The sequence below is a fragment of the Corynebacterium gottingense genome (genome assembly GCF_007559235.1).
In the GTDB taxonomy this organism is placed as follows: domain Bacteria; phylum Actinomycetota; class Actinomycetes; order Mycobacteriales; family Mycobacteriaceae; genus Corynebacterium; species Corynebacterium gottingense.
Genome location: NZ_VMHH01000001.1, coordinates 563,220 through 577,689, shown reverse-complemented (window position 1 = coordinate 577,689; position 14,470 = coordinate 563,220). Strand labels below are relative to the sequence as shown.

The 14,470-nt window shown below is 65.8% G+C and carries 14 protein-coding genes; 9 read left to right on the top strand and 5 right to left on the bottom strand.

Translation table 11 applies throughout. From position 1 onward, the window contains the following. Positions 1–601: phytoene/squalene synthase family protein (locus tag FPH17_RS02680; protein WP_154878561.1), on the bottom strand; the 601-nt coding region annotated here is incomplete at its 3' end. A gap of 57 nt (positions 602–658) precedes the next feature. On the opposite strand from FPH17_RS02680, the gene FPH17_RS02675 reads away from it, so the two are divergent. Continuing rightward, entirely contained in the window at positions 659–922 is a 264-nt protein-coding gene (locus tag FPH17_RS02675) for a hypothetical protein (RefSeq protein ID WP_154878560.1), read from the top strand. Between the two features lie 73 nt (positions 923–995). Continuing rightward, entirely contained in the window at positions 996–1,883 is an 888-nt protein-coding gene (locus tag FPH17_RS02670; protein WP_154878559.1) for a hypothetical protein, read from the top strand. 77 nt (positions 1,884–1,960) lie between these two features. Here FPH17_RS02670 and FPH17_RS02665 read toward each other — a convergent pair whose 3' ends face one another. After that, the gene (locus tag FPH17_RS02665) at positions 1,961–2,560 is read right to left on the bottom strand and encodes a hypothetical protein (protein ID WP_154878558.1); all 600 of its coding nucleotides are present in this window, start codon (positions 2,558–2,560) and stop codon (positions 1,961–1,963) included. 375 nt (positions 2,561–2,935) lie between these two features. Here FPH17_RS02665 and FPH17_RS02660 point away from each other — a divergent pair, with 375 nt between their 5' ends. Continuing rightward, positions 2,936–3,301 (top strand): hypothetical protein, encoded by a 366-nt coding sequence (locus FPH17_RS02660; RefSeq protein WP_154878557.1) that lies wholly within the window; start codon positions 2,936–2,938, stop codon positions 3,299–3,301. Between the two features lie 72 nt (positions 3,302–3,373). On the opposite strand, the gene FPH17_RS02655 is transcribed toward FPH17_RS02660, so the two are convergent. Beyond that, a complete protein-coding gene (locus FPH17_RS02655; protein WP_154878556.1) occupies positions 3,374–5,143 on the bottom strand; it encodes an AbgT family transporter in 1,770 nt (589 codons plus the stop codon). A gap of 172 nt (positions 5,144–5,315) precedes the next feature. On the opposite strand from FPH17_RS02655, the gene FPH17_RS02650 reads away from it, so the two are divergent. The 4 genes from FPH17_RS02650 (at position 5,316) to FPH17_RS02635 (ending at position 9,724) form a co-directional block, all read left to right on the top strand. Then, a complete protein-coding gene (locus tag FPH17_RS02650) occupies positions 5,316–6,122 on the top strand; it encodes a serine hydrolase domain-containing protein (protein ID WP_154878555.1) in 807 nt (268 codons plus the stop codon). Between the two features lie 30 nt (positions 6,123–6,152). Beyond that, positions 6,153–7,598, top strand: a complete 1,446-nt coding sequence (uriT, locus tag FPH17_RS02645) for a uridine transporter UriT (protein ID WP_154878554.1) — start codon at positions 6,153–6,155, stop codon at positions 7,596–7,598. Further along, positions 7,591–8,529 carry a uridine-preferring nucleoside hydrolase UriH gene (gene uriH, locus FPH17_RS02640; RefSeq protein ID WP_154878553.1) on the top strand — a complete coding sequence of 313 codons (939 nt, stop codon included), beginning with the start codon at positions 7,591–7,593 and terminating at the stop codon, positions 8,527–8,529. The genes uriT and uriH overlap by 8 nt, the downstream gene beginning before the upstream one ends. A gap of 277 nt (positions 8,530–8,806) precedes the next feature. Continuing rightward, positions 8,807–9,724 carry a DMT family transporter gene (locus FPH17_RS02635; RefSeq protein ID WP_154878552.1) on the top strand — a complete coding sequence of 306 codons (918 nt, stop codon included), beginning with the start codon at positions 8,807–8,809 and terminating at the stop codon, positions 9,722–9,724. Between the two features lie 30 nt (positions 9,725–9,754). Here FPH17_RS02635 and FPH17_RS02630 read toward each other — a convergent pair whose 3' ends face one another. Then, positions 9,755–11,599, bottom strand: a complete 1,845-nt coding sequence (locus FPH17_RS02630; RefSeq protein WP_154878551.1) for a flavin-containing monooxygenase — start codon at positions 11,597–11,599, stop codon at positions 9,755–9,757. Positions 11,600–11,962: 363 nt separating this feature from the next. Between FPH17_RS02630 and FPH17_RS02625 the strand changes: the two genes are divergently transcribed. Both FPH17_RS02625 and FPH17_RS02620 read left to right on the top strand, forming a co-directional pair. Then, complete coding sequence (locus tag FPH17_RS02625) at positions 11,963–12,319, top strand: hypothetical protein (protein WP_238397101.1); 357 nt, start codon at positions 11,963–11,965, stop codon at positions 12,317–12,319. Continuing rightward, on the top strand, positions 12,312–13,697 hold the full coding sequence (locus FPH17_RS02620) for an NAD-dependent succinate-semialdehyde dehydrogenase (RefSeq protein ID WP_154878550.1): 1,386 nt from the start codon (positions 12,312–12,314) through the stop codon (positions 13,695–13,697). The genes FPH17_RS02625 and FPH17_RS02620 overlap by 8 nt, the downstream gene beginning before the upstream one ends. On the opposite strand, the gene FPH17_RS02615 is transcribed toward FPH17_RS02620, so the two are convergent. Continuing rightward, positions 13,694–14,452 carry an HAD-IIA family hydrolase gene (locus tag FPH17_RS02615; protein WP_154878602.1) on the bottom strand — a complete coding sequence of 253 codons (759 nt, stop codon included), beginning with the start codon at positions 14,450–14,452 and terminating at the stop codon, positions 13,694–13,696. The genes FPH17_RS02620 and FPH17_RS02615 overlap by 4 nt on opposite strands. Positions 14,453–14,470: the final 18 nt, after the last annotated feature.

Here is a 14,470-nt window from a genome sequence, read left to right as displayed (position 1 = left end):
GGGTGGGAGCGTCGATAAGCGAGTGCTCGGTGTAGCTGCGACCGAGGGCCGAGTCCTCGGCGACGTCGCGGAGGAAGTTGATTTTTTGGAACGCGGAGCCGAGCGCGCGGGCGCCGGCGGCGAGGTCGGGGGTGAGCGCGGCTTCGTCGCCGCGGAAGAACACGCGCAGGCAGAGCAGGCCGATGGCTTCGGCGGAGCCGTAGATGTAGTCCTCGAGCGGAAGGTCCGGCTGGTCGGGCAAGTCCGAGCGCATGGAGGCGAAGAAGGCGCGCAGCTCGGCCGCGGGGAAGCGGCACGCGCGGGCCGTGGCGGCGAAGGCGTGCAGGACGGGATCGGCGTGGAAGCGGTGCGTGGGCGCGTGGAGGACGGCGGCCTCGTAGGCGTCGATGGCGGTTTCGGGACACTCGTGGGCCTGGGCGGTGGCGCCGTCGACGATCTCGTCGGCGATGCGCACGACCGCGTAAAGGTTGCGGATGTCGGTGCGCATGGGCTGGGGCAAAAGCTTGGTGGCCAGCGAGAAACTCGTGGAGTAATGCGCCATGACCTGCGCGGCTGCGCGGTTGCAGGCGGCGTCGTAAGTGTCGAGGTAGTGGCCGGTCATGGTGCATAAGCGTAGTTTGCGGGTGCGTGTGTGGCGTGCGTGGGTAGCATCGGGCCCATGATTATTCCGCTTGGATGGCCGCGGCCACGCGCGTTGGCGGGAGGGCTGCTCGCGCTAGGCGTGGTGATGCTGCTCAGCGTCCGGGAGTTGCCCGATTGGCGAGCACTCACGTTCCTGGGCCTGGCGCTGGCGGTGCCGAGCGCTGTGTGGCTCGCTGCGGATGTGTGGTTTGCGCGGCCGCGCGGGGTGCTGTGGTGGGTGCTCGTGGCAGTTGCCATTGCCGCGGGCGTGTGGGGGATTGCGCTGTTTCCGGAGCGGTGAGTTTGCGGCTCGCTACAGTGAGATGTGTCATTGTTTCCCGCTGTACAAAGGGGTTTGAGCCAAAGTGAATCGTGTGATGGTAGCGCTCGGTGCGGCGTGCGTGCTGGTGCTTTCGGGCTGTTCGGGTTCTGGGGCCGGACCGGGGGAGGCGGAGTCGACGACGGTGACGTCGACAACGTCCGTGCCGGAGTTCGCGGCGGTTGGGGATACCCTGCCCGTTGGCTGCGACGGTGGGGAATGCCAGGGCAGCCTCGAGGTCGAGGAGATCCTGCTTGGCGGGCAGTGTGTGGCTGGTGGAGAGGCTAACGTGGCTGTGGGGGAGGAGCTCGTGCAGGTGCGTGGCGTGCTCAGCGCTGAAGACGGCGACGTCCACCTGGATACGCCGGTGGTGTGGGATAAGGAGAACTACAAGAACACGGGCAAGCCTGCGGATACGTGTGAGCGACCTTCGGGGTACGAGCCGTGGCTGACTGGCGCTTCGGATGGAGAGAAGGTGCGCGTCTATGGGGCGTTTGCGGTCCCGGAGGGCGCGGTGACGCTGGGGATCGAGGGCGCGAAATTCGACCTAGCGGAAGTGGAAAAGGGCAGTGCCACCCACGCCTCGCCGGCGACGCAGGCTACGGAGTCGGCGGACGCGCCTGCATCGGAGACTTCCGCAACTGTGGTGACTGAGCAGACGCTTCCGCCGGCCGAGGCTGAGCCCGCTGAACCCGTCATCGGCTTTACGGAGGCGCCGGGCAACGAGGCGCCTCACGTGATGGACAAGCAGATTGCCTCGTGCGGCGACCCGAGCATCCACGAAACCGGGACCACGTTTTTCACTGACGGGACGAGCGGTTGGACGCAGCAGTGTGCGTCGCAAATGTGGCCCGCGCAGGAAGCGATGATCGCGGAGCAGGAGGCAGGCATGGACGGCGATGTGTCGGTCGGTGAGGGCGTGGACGCTGATGACTTGGAGTAACCCGGCCTGACATACGAAGGAGCGGTCCCAAATCGAAATCTGGGACCGCTCCATAAAGCTCAGACGAGCGAGCCGAATTACTTCAGCACTGGGGAAAGCACTGCGAGGCCGTTAGCCGCGACACCTTTGTTCTCGTTGCGGTTGTTCACAGCGTTAAAGGAGATCTCGACTCGACCCCCGCCGCGGACGTCGATCTTTTGAGGCTTTGACTCACCCTGCTTGACGTAAACCTTGCCACGTTCGCCGTTGTCGAGAGTGACTGTGACGATTCCTACGCCACCGGAATTAGGAACAGTGTCCGACCATGCAGCGGTGAAATTCAGGCTTTCGTACCCTGCTGGCACGGTGAACTGCTGGAAGCTCAAGTATGCATCATTATCCGTCGAGATCAGGGATTTCGCATAGTCCTTACCGTCCACCGTGACGGACACGTTCGATTTGAGCCGACGCGGGTCAAACTTCTTTTGGTCGACCAGGTAGTTGCTCACGGTGGTCTCTGGCTTCGAGAACCCACCCTTCGAGTCGGTCGGGCGGCTGTTGCTCGTACCGGCGTTGCCGCCAAGTGCGTTGCTGCTGGAGCCATCTTCCAGGCTCGGGACGAGGACACCGATAGCGGTTGCGATCGCAACGATTGCGCCGACGATGGCGGGGACAAGCTGCTGGACGTCGTTGAGCATCCGGGTGAGTTCACGAGCGTTTGGCACGGGAAGTCTTCCTTTCGTAGCAGAGGGGGAAGCAATGACGTGTTTATGAAAGCACGTTTTTCCAGTGTGTGCACAGTGAAATCGGATAATTTTTCAAGCCTGGGGTGCCGCACGCGCCCTGGTGGGTAGCCCGGCCACTGGGGCAGTGCCTCTCCTGTCGTCCCGCGTATAGATACCGATATTAAGAACCCGAAGACGCTGCTCAGGAGCGTGTTGTCGGTATCTTACTAACGGTATCTGCGGAACGGTCGGCCAAATCCGCATGTCGCGGCGGGTCCCCCAGGCAAGACCCGAACCCAAAACAGCTACCCCGCCAAAACGATACAAAAAAGTGTTACCGTGAGGGGCATGCAACATCGAGTCCCCGTCGTCGCCACCGCAATTGCCGTGGCCACCATGTCAATCTCCCCAATTTCTTCCCACGCAGCCACCCCGAGTCGCCCGAGCTACGATGAGTTCCAGCGAGACGCTACCGTAGCGGTCAACTCCGGCAGCTCGGTAAAGAACAGCTACGAGCGCGCCGTCGGCTCCAGCTTCGAGGACGCCATCGCCGCGGGCAGTCTTTCCGCGGTGGTGCGCAACGCGAGCCGCACCGACATCGTGCTCACCGCGCTCCTCGGCGCGTTCGCGGCCGGGTCGACCGGCTACTATATGGTGCTCCAGGGGATGGTGCCCAACCCGTTGCCTGGGATCATCCCGTCGACGTCGAAGTAAACGCCCAAAAAACACCGAGGCCCCGCGCTCTCCCGGAACGGAGAAAGCGCGGGGCCGAAACGTGTCGTTGACTTAGACCTGGTAGTGCATCGGCGAGCCCGGGCCGAGCGGGATGCCCACGTAGTACCAGATGAGGAAGAAGATGAACCAGCCCGCCAGCATCACAATCGTGTACGGCAGGGCCAGTGACATGAGCGTGCCCACGCCGGCCTTCTTGTAGTAGCGCTGCAGGAACGTCAGCGCGAGGGCGAAGTATGGCGACATCGGGGTGATGATGTTGGACGGGGAATCGCCGATACGGTAGAGCATCTGGGTCACCTCTGGGGAAACGCCTACGTACATCATCATCGGGACGACCACCGGGGCCATGAGCGCCCACTGCGCGGAGCCGGACGTGATGAACAGGTTGATCAGCGTGACCATGAGTACGAACCCCAGGAAGAGCAGCACGTTTGGCAGGTTCCAGCGCTGCAGCAGCTCCGCGCCGTTAATCGCGGTCCACGCACCCAGGTTGGACCAGCTGAACCAGGCTAGGAACTGGGAGACGGCGAAGAAGAGCACCAGCATGGGCAGCAGCGTCTTCAGGCCGCGGGCCATGAACTCGGGGATGTCAGCGGCGGAGGTGATCGTGCCGACAATGAGGCCGTAGACCAGGCCCATGAGGAAGAACGCCAGGGAAATCGGGACCGCGATCGCGCGGATCAGCGGAGACTCCATGAAGCCCTCCTCGGGGCGCGCGAACGGCGAGCCAGGGATGAACAGCAGGCAGAAGTACGCGATCAGGAACAGCACCAGCGCGATCGTGGACCACACCATGCCCTTCCACTCGATGGGGGAGAGCTTGAGCTGGTCCTCGGTGAGCTCGCCCTCCTGGTAGTCGTCGGGGCGACCTTGGGCCGCCGCGTTCTCGGCGGCGGCCTTCTCCTTGGTCTTGCCGGCGGCCTCCTCCAGCAGCGGGTCGCCGGACTCGGCCTCTTTCAGCGCCTTGGCGTGCTCGCGGCTCTCAATCTTGTCAAAGGAGAGCTCCTCGGTCTCGATGTGGTCGTGGTTGACCAGCGCCTGCGCCTTCTTGTCCACGTAGAACTCGGTCACGGCGGTGATCACCAGCGCGAGCACGATTGCGGACGGGATGACGAAGTAGATGTTGGCCAGCGGTGAGACCTCGTAGGCCTCGTCGACAATATTGGCGGCGGAGGTGGAGATACCGGCCAGCAGGAGGTCCGTGATGTTCAGGATCAGGGACGCGTTGAAGCCTGCCGACGACGCCGCGAACGCCACCATCGCGCCCACCACAGGCGAGCGGCCGAGCGCGTGGAACGCCAGCGCGCCCAGCGGGATGATGATGACGTAGATCGCGTCGGAGGCGACCGAGCCGGTCACGCCGGCCAGCGCCACCATGAAGGTGAGCGTGCCGGGGCCGACCTTGGCCACCATCGCGCGCACCAGCGCGCCGAGGAAGCCGGTCTGCTCCGCCACGGCCACGCCCAGCATCACCGACAGCACCACGCCGAGCGGCGGGAAGGCGATGAAGTTTTCCACCGCGTCGGTCACCATGCGCGAGATGTTCTCGGTGGTCAGCAGGGATTGGACCTCGATCGTCTCGCCCGTGCCGGGGTCTACTGCGGACATGCCAGCCTTGTGGCCGATCCAGGACGTGACGGCTACGACACCCGCGAGGATGACAAACAGCCAGAATGGGTCCGGCAGCTTGTTGCCGATCTTTTCAATGATGCCGAGGAAGCCAGCGCCCTCGCCGTGCGTGTCGTGCGCGCGGTCGTCGCGCTTGTCGGGTTTCGTCTTTGTGCCCGCGGAACCGGGCGTGACTTTGGAGGAACCGGTCATCGATTCTCCCTCTCGTGCTCGTTGGGGCCTGCCCGGGTCTCCGCGCAGGCTGCGTGCAGTTATGAAGGCCGTTCGGCCGGTGACCCGTGGCCCGGAGGCACATAGGTGAGAGCTAGCTTACACGCCACGTGTGTCACGTCCACATCAGCGGAGCGCAGGTACGCTCGGCACCATGGATTTCCGCCTCGACGACTACCTCGACACCTGGCCCGCCGACAACGTCAGCGCCGCCCTGATCGGCACGCGCACCGCCACCTACGGCGACGCCGAGCGCGTCTACGAGCTCGCCAGCGTGACCAAGCTGCTCTCGGCCTACGGGTTCCTCCTCGCCGTCGAGGAAGGAGCGTTCTCGCTTGAGAGCGCCTGCGGGCCCGAAGGCGCGACCGTCCGCCACCTCCTCGCGCACGCCTCCGGCGTCGGCTTCGCCTCCCGCGAGCCGCAGAAGCCGGTGGGGGAGCGACGCATCTACTCGTCGGCCGGCTACGAGATCCTCGCGGACTACCTGGAACAAGAGACTGGGTTCGCCTTCGCGGACTACATGCGAGAGGGGGTTTTCGAGCCCCTGGGGATGCGTACGGCTGAAGTGTATGGGTCGGCGGGGCATGGCGGGAGGGCGTCGATAAGCGATCTCGCCCTGTTCGCGCAGGAGCTTATGGCGCCGAAGCTTTTGAGCGAGGAGACGCTGCGCGAGGCGTTCAGCAACCAGTTCGGGGACCTGCGCGGCATCGTGCCGGGCTACGGGATGCAGAAGCCGTGCCCGTGGGGGCTGGGTTTTGAGATCAAGGGGGAGAAGGCGCCGCACTGGACGGGCGACGGGATGCCTGCAGACACGGTCGGACACTTCGGCATGGCAGGCACCTACCTGTGGGTCGCCGATGGGCAGGCGATGGTGGCGCTGACGGACCGCGAGTTTGGCGACTGGGCCAAACCCCTGTGGCAGGAGACCAACACCGCGATCTGGGCAGCGCTGGGGAAGTGATTTTCCAGCGCATGCCCTAGGCTGATGGGTATGCAACCCAACCAGGCGTCCGGCGCGGCCGGGCACAAACTTCCGTCCTCGCAGGTCTGGCCGCTCATGCTGGCCCTGCTCACCGCTATTTTTGCGTTCCAGCTCAACGCATCCATGCTCGCCCCGGCGCTGGCGACCATGGAGGTGGAGCTTAACGCTACCACCAACCAGATCGGCATGACGCAGACCGCGTTCTTTACCGCCGCGGCGCTGTTCTCCCTGTTCATGCCCCGTTGGGGCGACCTGATTGGGCGCCGCAAGGTGCTCGTGGCCATGATGTGCGTGACCGTGATCGGCTCCATCATCGCCGCCCTGTCCACCAACGTGCCAATGCTGTTCCTGGGGCGCGTGGTGCAGGGCGTGTCCGGCCCGACGGTGGCGCTGACGTCTGTCATGCTGCGCCAGGCCGTGCGCGATGAGAAGCAGTTCGCCCTGCTGGTTGGCGTGCTGACCTCCATTAACGGTGGTATCGCCGGCGTGGACGCTCTGCTCGGCGGCTGGCTCACCTCCGCCTTCGGCTTCCGCTCCCTGTTCTGGGTCATCGGCGCGTTCGCGCTCGCGGCCGTCTTTACCATCCGCTTCGGAGTGGCGGAGACGAAGTCCAGCGAGACCCAGCGCATGGACTGGCTGGGCGTGGCCCTCCTGGTGGTGGCCATCGGCACGATCCTCACCGCGTTCAACGAGGCCGGCGCGCTCGCGGAGGCCAACTGGTTCCTGGTCATCGTGCTGCTCATCATCGGCGCGGTCGCGCTGTTCTTCTTCTGGCGCGCCGAAAATTCGAGCTCGCACCCGCTGGTCCAGCCCGAGCTGCTCACCCAGCGCCGCACTTGGGCGCTGCTGACCACCACCACGCTCACCATGACCGGCATCTTCGCCGTCATGAACGGCCTGGTGCCCAACCTGGCGCAGGACGCGACGAACGGCCCGGGCCTGTCCGCCGGCACGGTCTCCTTCTGGACGCTCACCCCCTACGCCATCGCCGGCCTCATCTTCGGCCCCATCGCCGGCTACATGGCGGGCCGCCTCGGCTACACCACGGTCCTCAAGATCGGCATCGGCGGCGCGGCCCTGTCCGTCCTGCTCGGCGTGTTCGTGGTGGGCAACCCGACGCCGTGGCTGCTGCTGCTCGTCTCCATCGCCGCCGGCGTCACCTACGCAGGCATTGCCAACATCATGCTCGGCTCGCTCCACGTCGTGCTCGCGCCGAAGTCCAACCAGGGCTACCTGCCGGGCCTGAACGCGGGCGCGTTCAACCTGGGCGCCGGGATCTCCTTCACCGTCATCTTCGCCGTGGTCACCTCGTTTGCGGACAACGGCGGCGGCTACCGCGCCGGCATGATCGCCGGTCTGGTGCTGCTCATCGCCGCGTTCTGCACCTCGTTCCTCATCCCGCGCCCGCAGGACCTCCCCGACACGATCGCCGCTGAGGAGGCCGCGCGTGCGTAAGATCATCCTGGATTGCGACCCGGGCCACGACGATGCGGTAGCCATTCTCCTCGCCCTCGGCGACCCCTCGATCGAGCTGTTGTGCTTAACGACGATCGGCGGCAACCACACCATCGACAAGGTCACCCGTAACGCAGCCCAGGTGCTCACGGTGGCCGGCCGCACCGACGTGCCCGTCTACCGCGGCGCGCACCGCCCCCTGGTGCGCCCGGTGGAAACCGCCGAGGCCATCCACGGCGACTCCGGCATGGAGATCCACGGCTTCGACCTTCCGGAACCGGAGGTTGCGGTCCAGGAGGGGCACGCGGTGCGCGCGATCATCGACACCGTCATGGCCGAGGAACCCGGCACCGTCACCCTCGTGCCCACGGGCCCACTGACCAACATCGCCCTCGCCGCCCGCCTGGAGCCCCGCATCGTGGAGCGCGTCCGCGAGGTCGTGCTCATGGGCGGGGCCTACGGCACCGGCAACTGGACCGCGTCCGCCGAGTTCAACGTGGTCGCCGACCCCGAGGCGGCCCACATCGTGTTCAACGAGTCCTGGCCCGTGGTCATGGTCGGCCTGGATCTTACCCACCAGGCCCTGGCTACGCCCGAGGTGGAGCAGCGGTTTGCCGCGCTCGGCACGCCTGTGGGCGACCTGGTCGTCGGGCTTTTCGACGCGTTCCGCACCAACTACAAAGACAACCAGGGCTTTGACAACCCACCGGTCCACGACCCCTGCTGCATCGCCTACCTCATCGACCCGTCGGTGGTGAAAACCGTGCCCGTGCCGGTGGACGTGGAGCTCTCCGGCGCGCTCACCGCCGGCCGCACCGTCGCCGATTTCCGAGCCCCCGCCCCCGCCGACTGCCACACCTCGGTAGCCACCGAGCTGGACGCCGACCGGTTCTGGGACCTGGTCGTGCGCGCCGCCGAAAACCTGGGGTAAGAGGGGCTGGGGGTCGTGGGTTTTGGGTTCGGGTGCGAGCCGGGGGCTAGCCTTCAGCGCCCAAACCAGCCTGCCATGTCCCGGTCTGGCCCTAGAGCGTGACAAATCCGACATGCATAGCCAGACTATATACTGTTTATGCTGGTAGTAAATGTCTAGCTGTTATAGGGTGGTCGTTATTGTCACGCTCCTTCGGGCAAGCAACCCGGCGCAGGCCGCGGATCCAACCCCGCCCACAGCGCGCGACCAGTGACACCACCGGATAGCATGGTCGCCTATGTTGCACCTTCCGATAGCGCTGGCAATCGGCGCGATCATCCCGATTCAAACCGCCGCGAACTCGCGCCTGCGCCTGAGCGTGAACAACAAGCCGGTCGTCCCGGCGCTGATCTCATTTAGCATCGCGCTGCTTCTCTCCATCCTGGCCACGACCGTGCTGACCGGGAACCCGCTGCCGCAGTTCGCACCGGGCACCCATGCGCCATGGTGGGTCTGGCTCGGCGGCCTGATGGGTAGCTTCTTCGTCTTGGGAAACATCTTGCTGTTTCCCAAGTTGGGGGCGGTACAGACTGTGGTGCTTCCGATCCTGGGCCAGATCATCATGGGTTTGAGTATCGACCACTTCGGCCTGTTCCACTCGCCGCAGACGCAGGTTGGCGCGCTCCGGATTCTGGGTGCTGTGGTGGTGCTGGCGGGCATTGTGGTCACGCTCGGCATGGGGCGCAAAACCGTGGTCGGCGACGCCGAGGGTGCGGAAGTCTGGCTCTACCGGCTCATCGGTGTGGGCGTGGGGATGTGCTCGTCGATCCAGGCTGCGGTCAACGGGTACCTGGGTACGATCGCGGGCTCGTCGCTGCACGCGGCCGAGATCAACCTGGCCGTCGGCGCGGTGCTACTGCTGGCTACGGTGCTCGTGACCAGCCCGAAACAGCTGACCCGCAAGGTAGAGCCGGGGCCGTGGTGGATGTGGCTCGGCGGCGTGGTGGGCGCGATCTTCGTCATCGGCGGCGCCACGCTCGTGCCCGTCCTGGGCACCGCCACGACGGTCATCGCGTTCAACGCGGGCACGATCGTGGGCGGCCAGGTCATGGAGTCGGTGGGGGCGTTTGGCGCGCGCAAGACGCCTATCGACGCCACACGCGCCCTCGGCCTCGCAGTCATCATCGCCGGCGTGCTGGCGGTGCGGCTGCTGTAGGGGGGCGCGGTGGCGTCGATAAGCAAACTGCTAGGAGGTGTGGTGGACCTCCGCGAGCTCATAGACCGGGGTGTCCATGCCCTCGTAGCGGGCTTTGAGCTGCAGGGAGAGGTAGCGCGAATAGTGGCGGGACTGGTGGAGGTTGCCGCCGTGGAACCAGAGCTGCTCCACCTGGGTGGGCTTCCACATGTTGCGCAGCTCGCGCTCCCACGGGCCCGGGTCCTTGGTGGTGTCGGAGCCGAGGCCCCAGACGCGGCCAACGCGGTCGGCGGTCTCCTTGTCAATGAGGCGCTCGACCCAGCCGTTCATAGAGCCGTAGCCGGTGGCGAGCACGATGACATCGGCGGGGAGTTCGGTGCCGTCGTCGAGCACGACTGAGCGCTCCTTGACCTCGGCGATCGTGGTGGGGGAGTGGACGGGGATCGAGCCGTCCGCGACGAGCTCGGAGGCGCCGACGTTGATGTAGTAGCCAGAGCCGCGGCGCAGGTACTTGAGGAAGAGGCCGGAATCGTCGTCGCCGAAGTCCACCATGAAGCCGCGGTCGGCGAGCGAGTCGTAGAACTCGGCGTCGTCCTTGCGGATCTGGTCGAAGGCGGGGCGTTGCGCGTCGGGGAGCACCTTGTACGGCCAGGAGGCGAACAGCAAGTCAGCGGTATCAGTATCAATGCCGGCCTCAACCGCGTCCTCCGAGTACAGCGGGCCGAAGACGTACTTCATCAGCGAATCCGACTGCGAGATGTGCGTCGACGAGCGCTGGATCATCACCGGGCGCGCGCCGTTGTGCACCAGGTCCGCGGCGATGTCGTGGGCGGAGTTGTTCGCGCCGAGGATCACCACGTCCTTGCCCGCGTCCACGTCACCGCCCGGGTGCTCGGAGGAGTGGCGGATCTCGCCGGCGAAGTTTTCCTGGCCCTTCAGCTGCGGCCGGTTCGGCACACCGGACATGCCGGTGGCAAAGACGAGCTGGGTCGGGTGCAGCGTCATCTCGTTGCCGTCGCGGGTCAGGCGCACGTCCCAGCGCTGCTGGGCCTCGTCAAACTCGGCGTGCTTGACCTCGGCGTTGGTCCAATAGTCCAGGTCCATGATGCCCACGTAGTGCTCGAGCCAGTCGCCCATCTTGTCCTTCGGGGTAAATACCGGCCAATCGTCGGGGAACGGCAGGTAGGGCATGTGGTCGTACCACACCGGGTCGTGCAGGCACAGGGAGTGGTAGCGGCCGCGCCACTGGTCGCCGGGGCGGTCCGCCTTATCGACGATCAGCGCGGGCACCCCCTGACGCTTCAGCCGCGCTCCCAGGGCGATGCCGCCTTGGCCGCCGCCGATGATGAGCACGTACGGCTGCTCCGAAACGCCGAGGGTGGCGCGGCGCTTCTCCCTGCGGTCGGCCCAGTTCTCCGGATCCTGCTGAGGACCATGTTGCGCGCCGAGCTCGCGGTTGCGCCCTTTCTTCTCCGGGAAGTCTTTCAGCTCGCGGCCGGAGATGAGCAGGGTCCACGCCTTGCCGCCACGCAACCTGGCGATGCCGCGGCAGTGGAAATGGCCCGTATCGCAGGTGAAGTGCAGGCGCGTGACGCCGTCGCCCTCGTCCTCGACGTCCGTGAGCTCCGTGTTGGTGATCGTGCTGTCCGGGTGCGTCGCGGCGACCATGCGCGCGATCTCTTCCCGTCCCTCAGCGGTGTAGAGGTTCCAGGTCATGCCGATGAGGTCGCGCCAGAACCCCTCCGGCTCGAAGAGGTCGGCGGCAGCCTGGCCCGCTGCGTCTGGGTCGGCTGTTGCCGTCGCCGCTTCCAGGTCGGCGAGCCATTGCTGTGCAGCGTCGCGCAACTGGTCGTTTTCGCTCACGTGTTCCGCGTTGGCCTGCAGGGTCTCAGTCATGGGATACCTTTCCGAAGTGATGGGTTAGGGTGTTTCTACACACACTAGACCCTCGTGGGAGACGTAGCCCACATAAAGGGGTGGATGTGGTGGACCGCGGTGTGGCTTCGCCCGTGTTCGGGGCGCTCACCCTCTACCTCAGCTTGAGTAAATAGGGGGATCAACCTGGGGTTTAGGGTTGCCGGAGTGAATGTGTGTGGCGCAAGATTGGTCGCGTTAAGCCAGAGGCCGTTGGGGAAGACGAACCTCTCGTCTTACACCCCGCCGGCGCGCCTAGTTACCGCGTCGGAACCCGCCTAGTCACCGGGTGTGGGGTGTTGTTCACCGAAACCGCGAAGCAATCCACGGAAGGTCCCCCACACCATGACTACGACATTGGTCGCGCCGTACACCTCGTTGACTGCGCGCGAAGTCACCCACACCCGCCAGCACAGCACAGCCGCGGCCACGCTCACGGTGGCGGGGATGGAGGGGCGGCGGAGGCGTGACGTCGAGAAGCTGCTCTGCGAGCTCCCGGAAGCCCCAACCACGCGCGAGGACGACGCGATCTGGTTTACCCGCTGGCGCCGCGCAGCCGACGGCACCTACGAGTGCCGCGAAACCTTGCGCGCGCCTGCAGAGGCGCTGGCCACGTTCGCCGAGAAGTTGGACGCATACGCAAAATCGCATGGGTTTGTAGCGAGCGTCACGCCACGGTCGTACGATGGGGCGCATGTCTGATCAGTATCGCGTACAAAATCCCGTAAACAACCAGGTCGTCGAGATCTTCGACTTCATCTCCGACGAGGACCTCGGCACCGCCCTCGACTGCGCCGACGCCGCCTTTGCACAGTGGCGCGAGGTTAGCTTTGAAGACCGCGCGGCCCTGCTGCACAAGATCGCCGAGCTTTTCGACGCCAAGCGCCCCGAACTCACCCGCATCATCGCCGAAGAGATGGGCAAGCCGCTCGACCAGGGCGAGGCCGAGCTCAACGACGTGGTCAACATCTTCAACTACTACGCGGACCACGGTGCCGAGCTGGGTGCCGACGAGCCGATCGAGCACACCGGCGGCGAGGCTGTGATCCGCAAGGTCCCCACCGGCGTGATCGTCGGCGTCATGCCGTGGAACTTCCCGTACTACCAGGTCGCACGCTTCGCTGCCCCGACGCTTATGGCGGGCAACACCGTGCTGCTCAAGCATGCCGAGATCTGCCCCCGTTCCGCGGAGGCCATCCAGGCGATTATCGACGAAGCAATCCAGGTTACCGGCGCGCCTGCCCACCTGTACACCAACGTCCGCGCCACCCACGACCAGGTCGCGGACCTTATCGCCGACATGCGCGTCCAGGGCGTGTCGCTCACCGGTTCCGAGCGCGCCGGGCGCGCCGTCGCCGCGACCGCCGGCCAGCACCTGAAGAAGGCGTTGCTGGAGCTCGGCGGCACCGACGCCTACATCGTCCTGGACACCGACGACGTGGAGGCCGCCGCCGACACCGCGTGGGGCAAGCGCATCGCCAACACGGGCCAGGCTTGCACGTCGAACAAGCGCATCATCGTCATGGAGGACATCTACGACGACTTCGTCGACGCAATGGTGCGCCGTGCGAAGGCGTTTGCCCAGGGCGACCCGCTGGACCCGCAAGAGGGCCACTTCTACCCGCTGTCCTCCCGCGACGCCGCAGAGATCCTGGACGAGCAGGTCAAGAAGGCCGTCGAGGAAGGTGCGACGCTGCACGTCGGTGGCGAGCTCACCGGCGACGGTGCCTACTTCACCCCCGCCGTGCTTACCGACGTCCCCGTCGGCTCCGAGTCCTACTACGCCGAGTTCTTCGGACCCGTCGCCGAGATCTACAAGGTTGCAAGCGACGACGAGGCGGTCAAGCTGGCCAACGACTCCAACTACGGCCTGGGCGGCGCGGTCTTCTCCCAGGACGAGGAGCGCGCGAAGAAGGTGGCCAACCGCGTGGTCACCGGGATGATCCACGTCAACATCCCGCAGGCGCGCGGACCCGAGCTGCCGTTCGGCGGCGTGAAGAACTCCGGCTTCGGCCGCGAGCTCGGCACGCTCGGCATGGACGAGTTTGTGAACAAGCAGCGCTTCTACGTCGCTGACTAGTCCCCGAACGGGTCGCGGATCCGGTTGACCAGGTCCGCGACCGAGTCCACGATCTGGGTGGGGCGGTACGGGTAGCGGGCGATCTCCGCATCATCGCTGATCCCGGTGCGTACGAGTACGGTGCGCATGCCGGCCTCCATGCCGGATTTCACGTCGGTGTCCATGCGGTCGCCGATCATCACGGTGTGCTCGGAGTGGGCGCCAATGTTGTTCAGCGCCGAGCGCATCATCACCGGGTTCGGTTTGCCCACGTAGTAGGGCTCGCGGCCGGTCACCGCGGTGATCATGGCGGCGACCGCGCCCGTCGCCGGAATAACGCCGCTGGGCCCAGGGCCGGTGAGGTCCGGGTTGGTTGCGATGAAGCGGGCGCCGCCGCGGATCAGGTTGCAGGCCGTGGTCAGCGCTTCGAAAGAATAGGTGCGGGTCTCGCCCAGCACCACGAAGTCCGGGTCCGCCTCGGTGAGGATCCAGCCCATCTCGTGCAGCGCGGTGGTCAGCCCGGCCTCGCCGATCACGTAGGCAGAGGCCTCGCCGGCCTGCTGGGAGAGGAACTTCGCCGTCGCCGTGGCGGAGGTCCAGATCCGCTCCGGCTCAATGCGCAGGCCCATCCGCGTCAGCTTCGCGGACAGATCCCGCGGGGTCTGCATCGAATTGTTCGTGAGCACCATGAACGGGATGTCCTCCTCGCGCAGCCGCGCGATGAATTGGTCCGCGCCCGGGATCATGTCGCCCTCGCGGTGCAGGACACCGTCCATGTCGGTTAAGTACGCGAT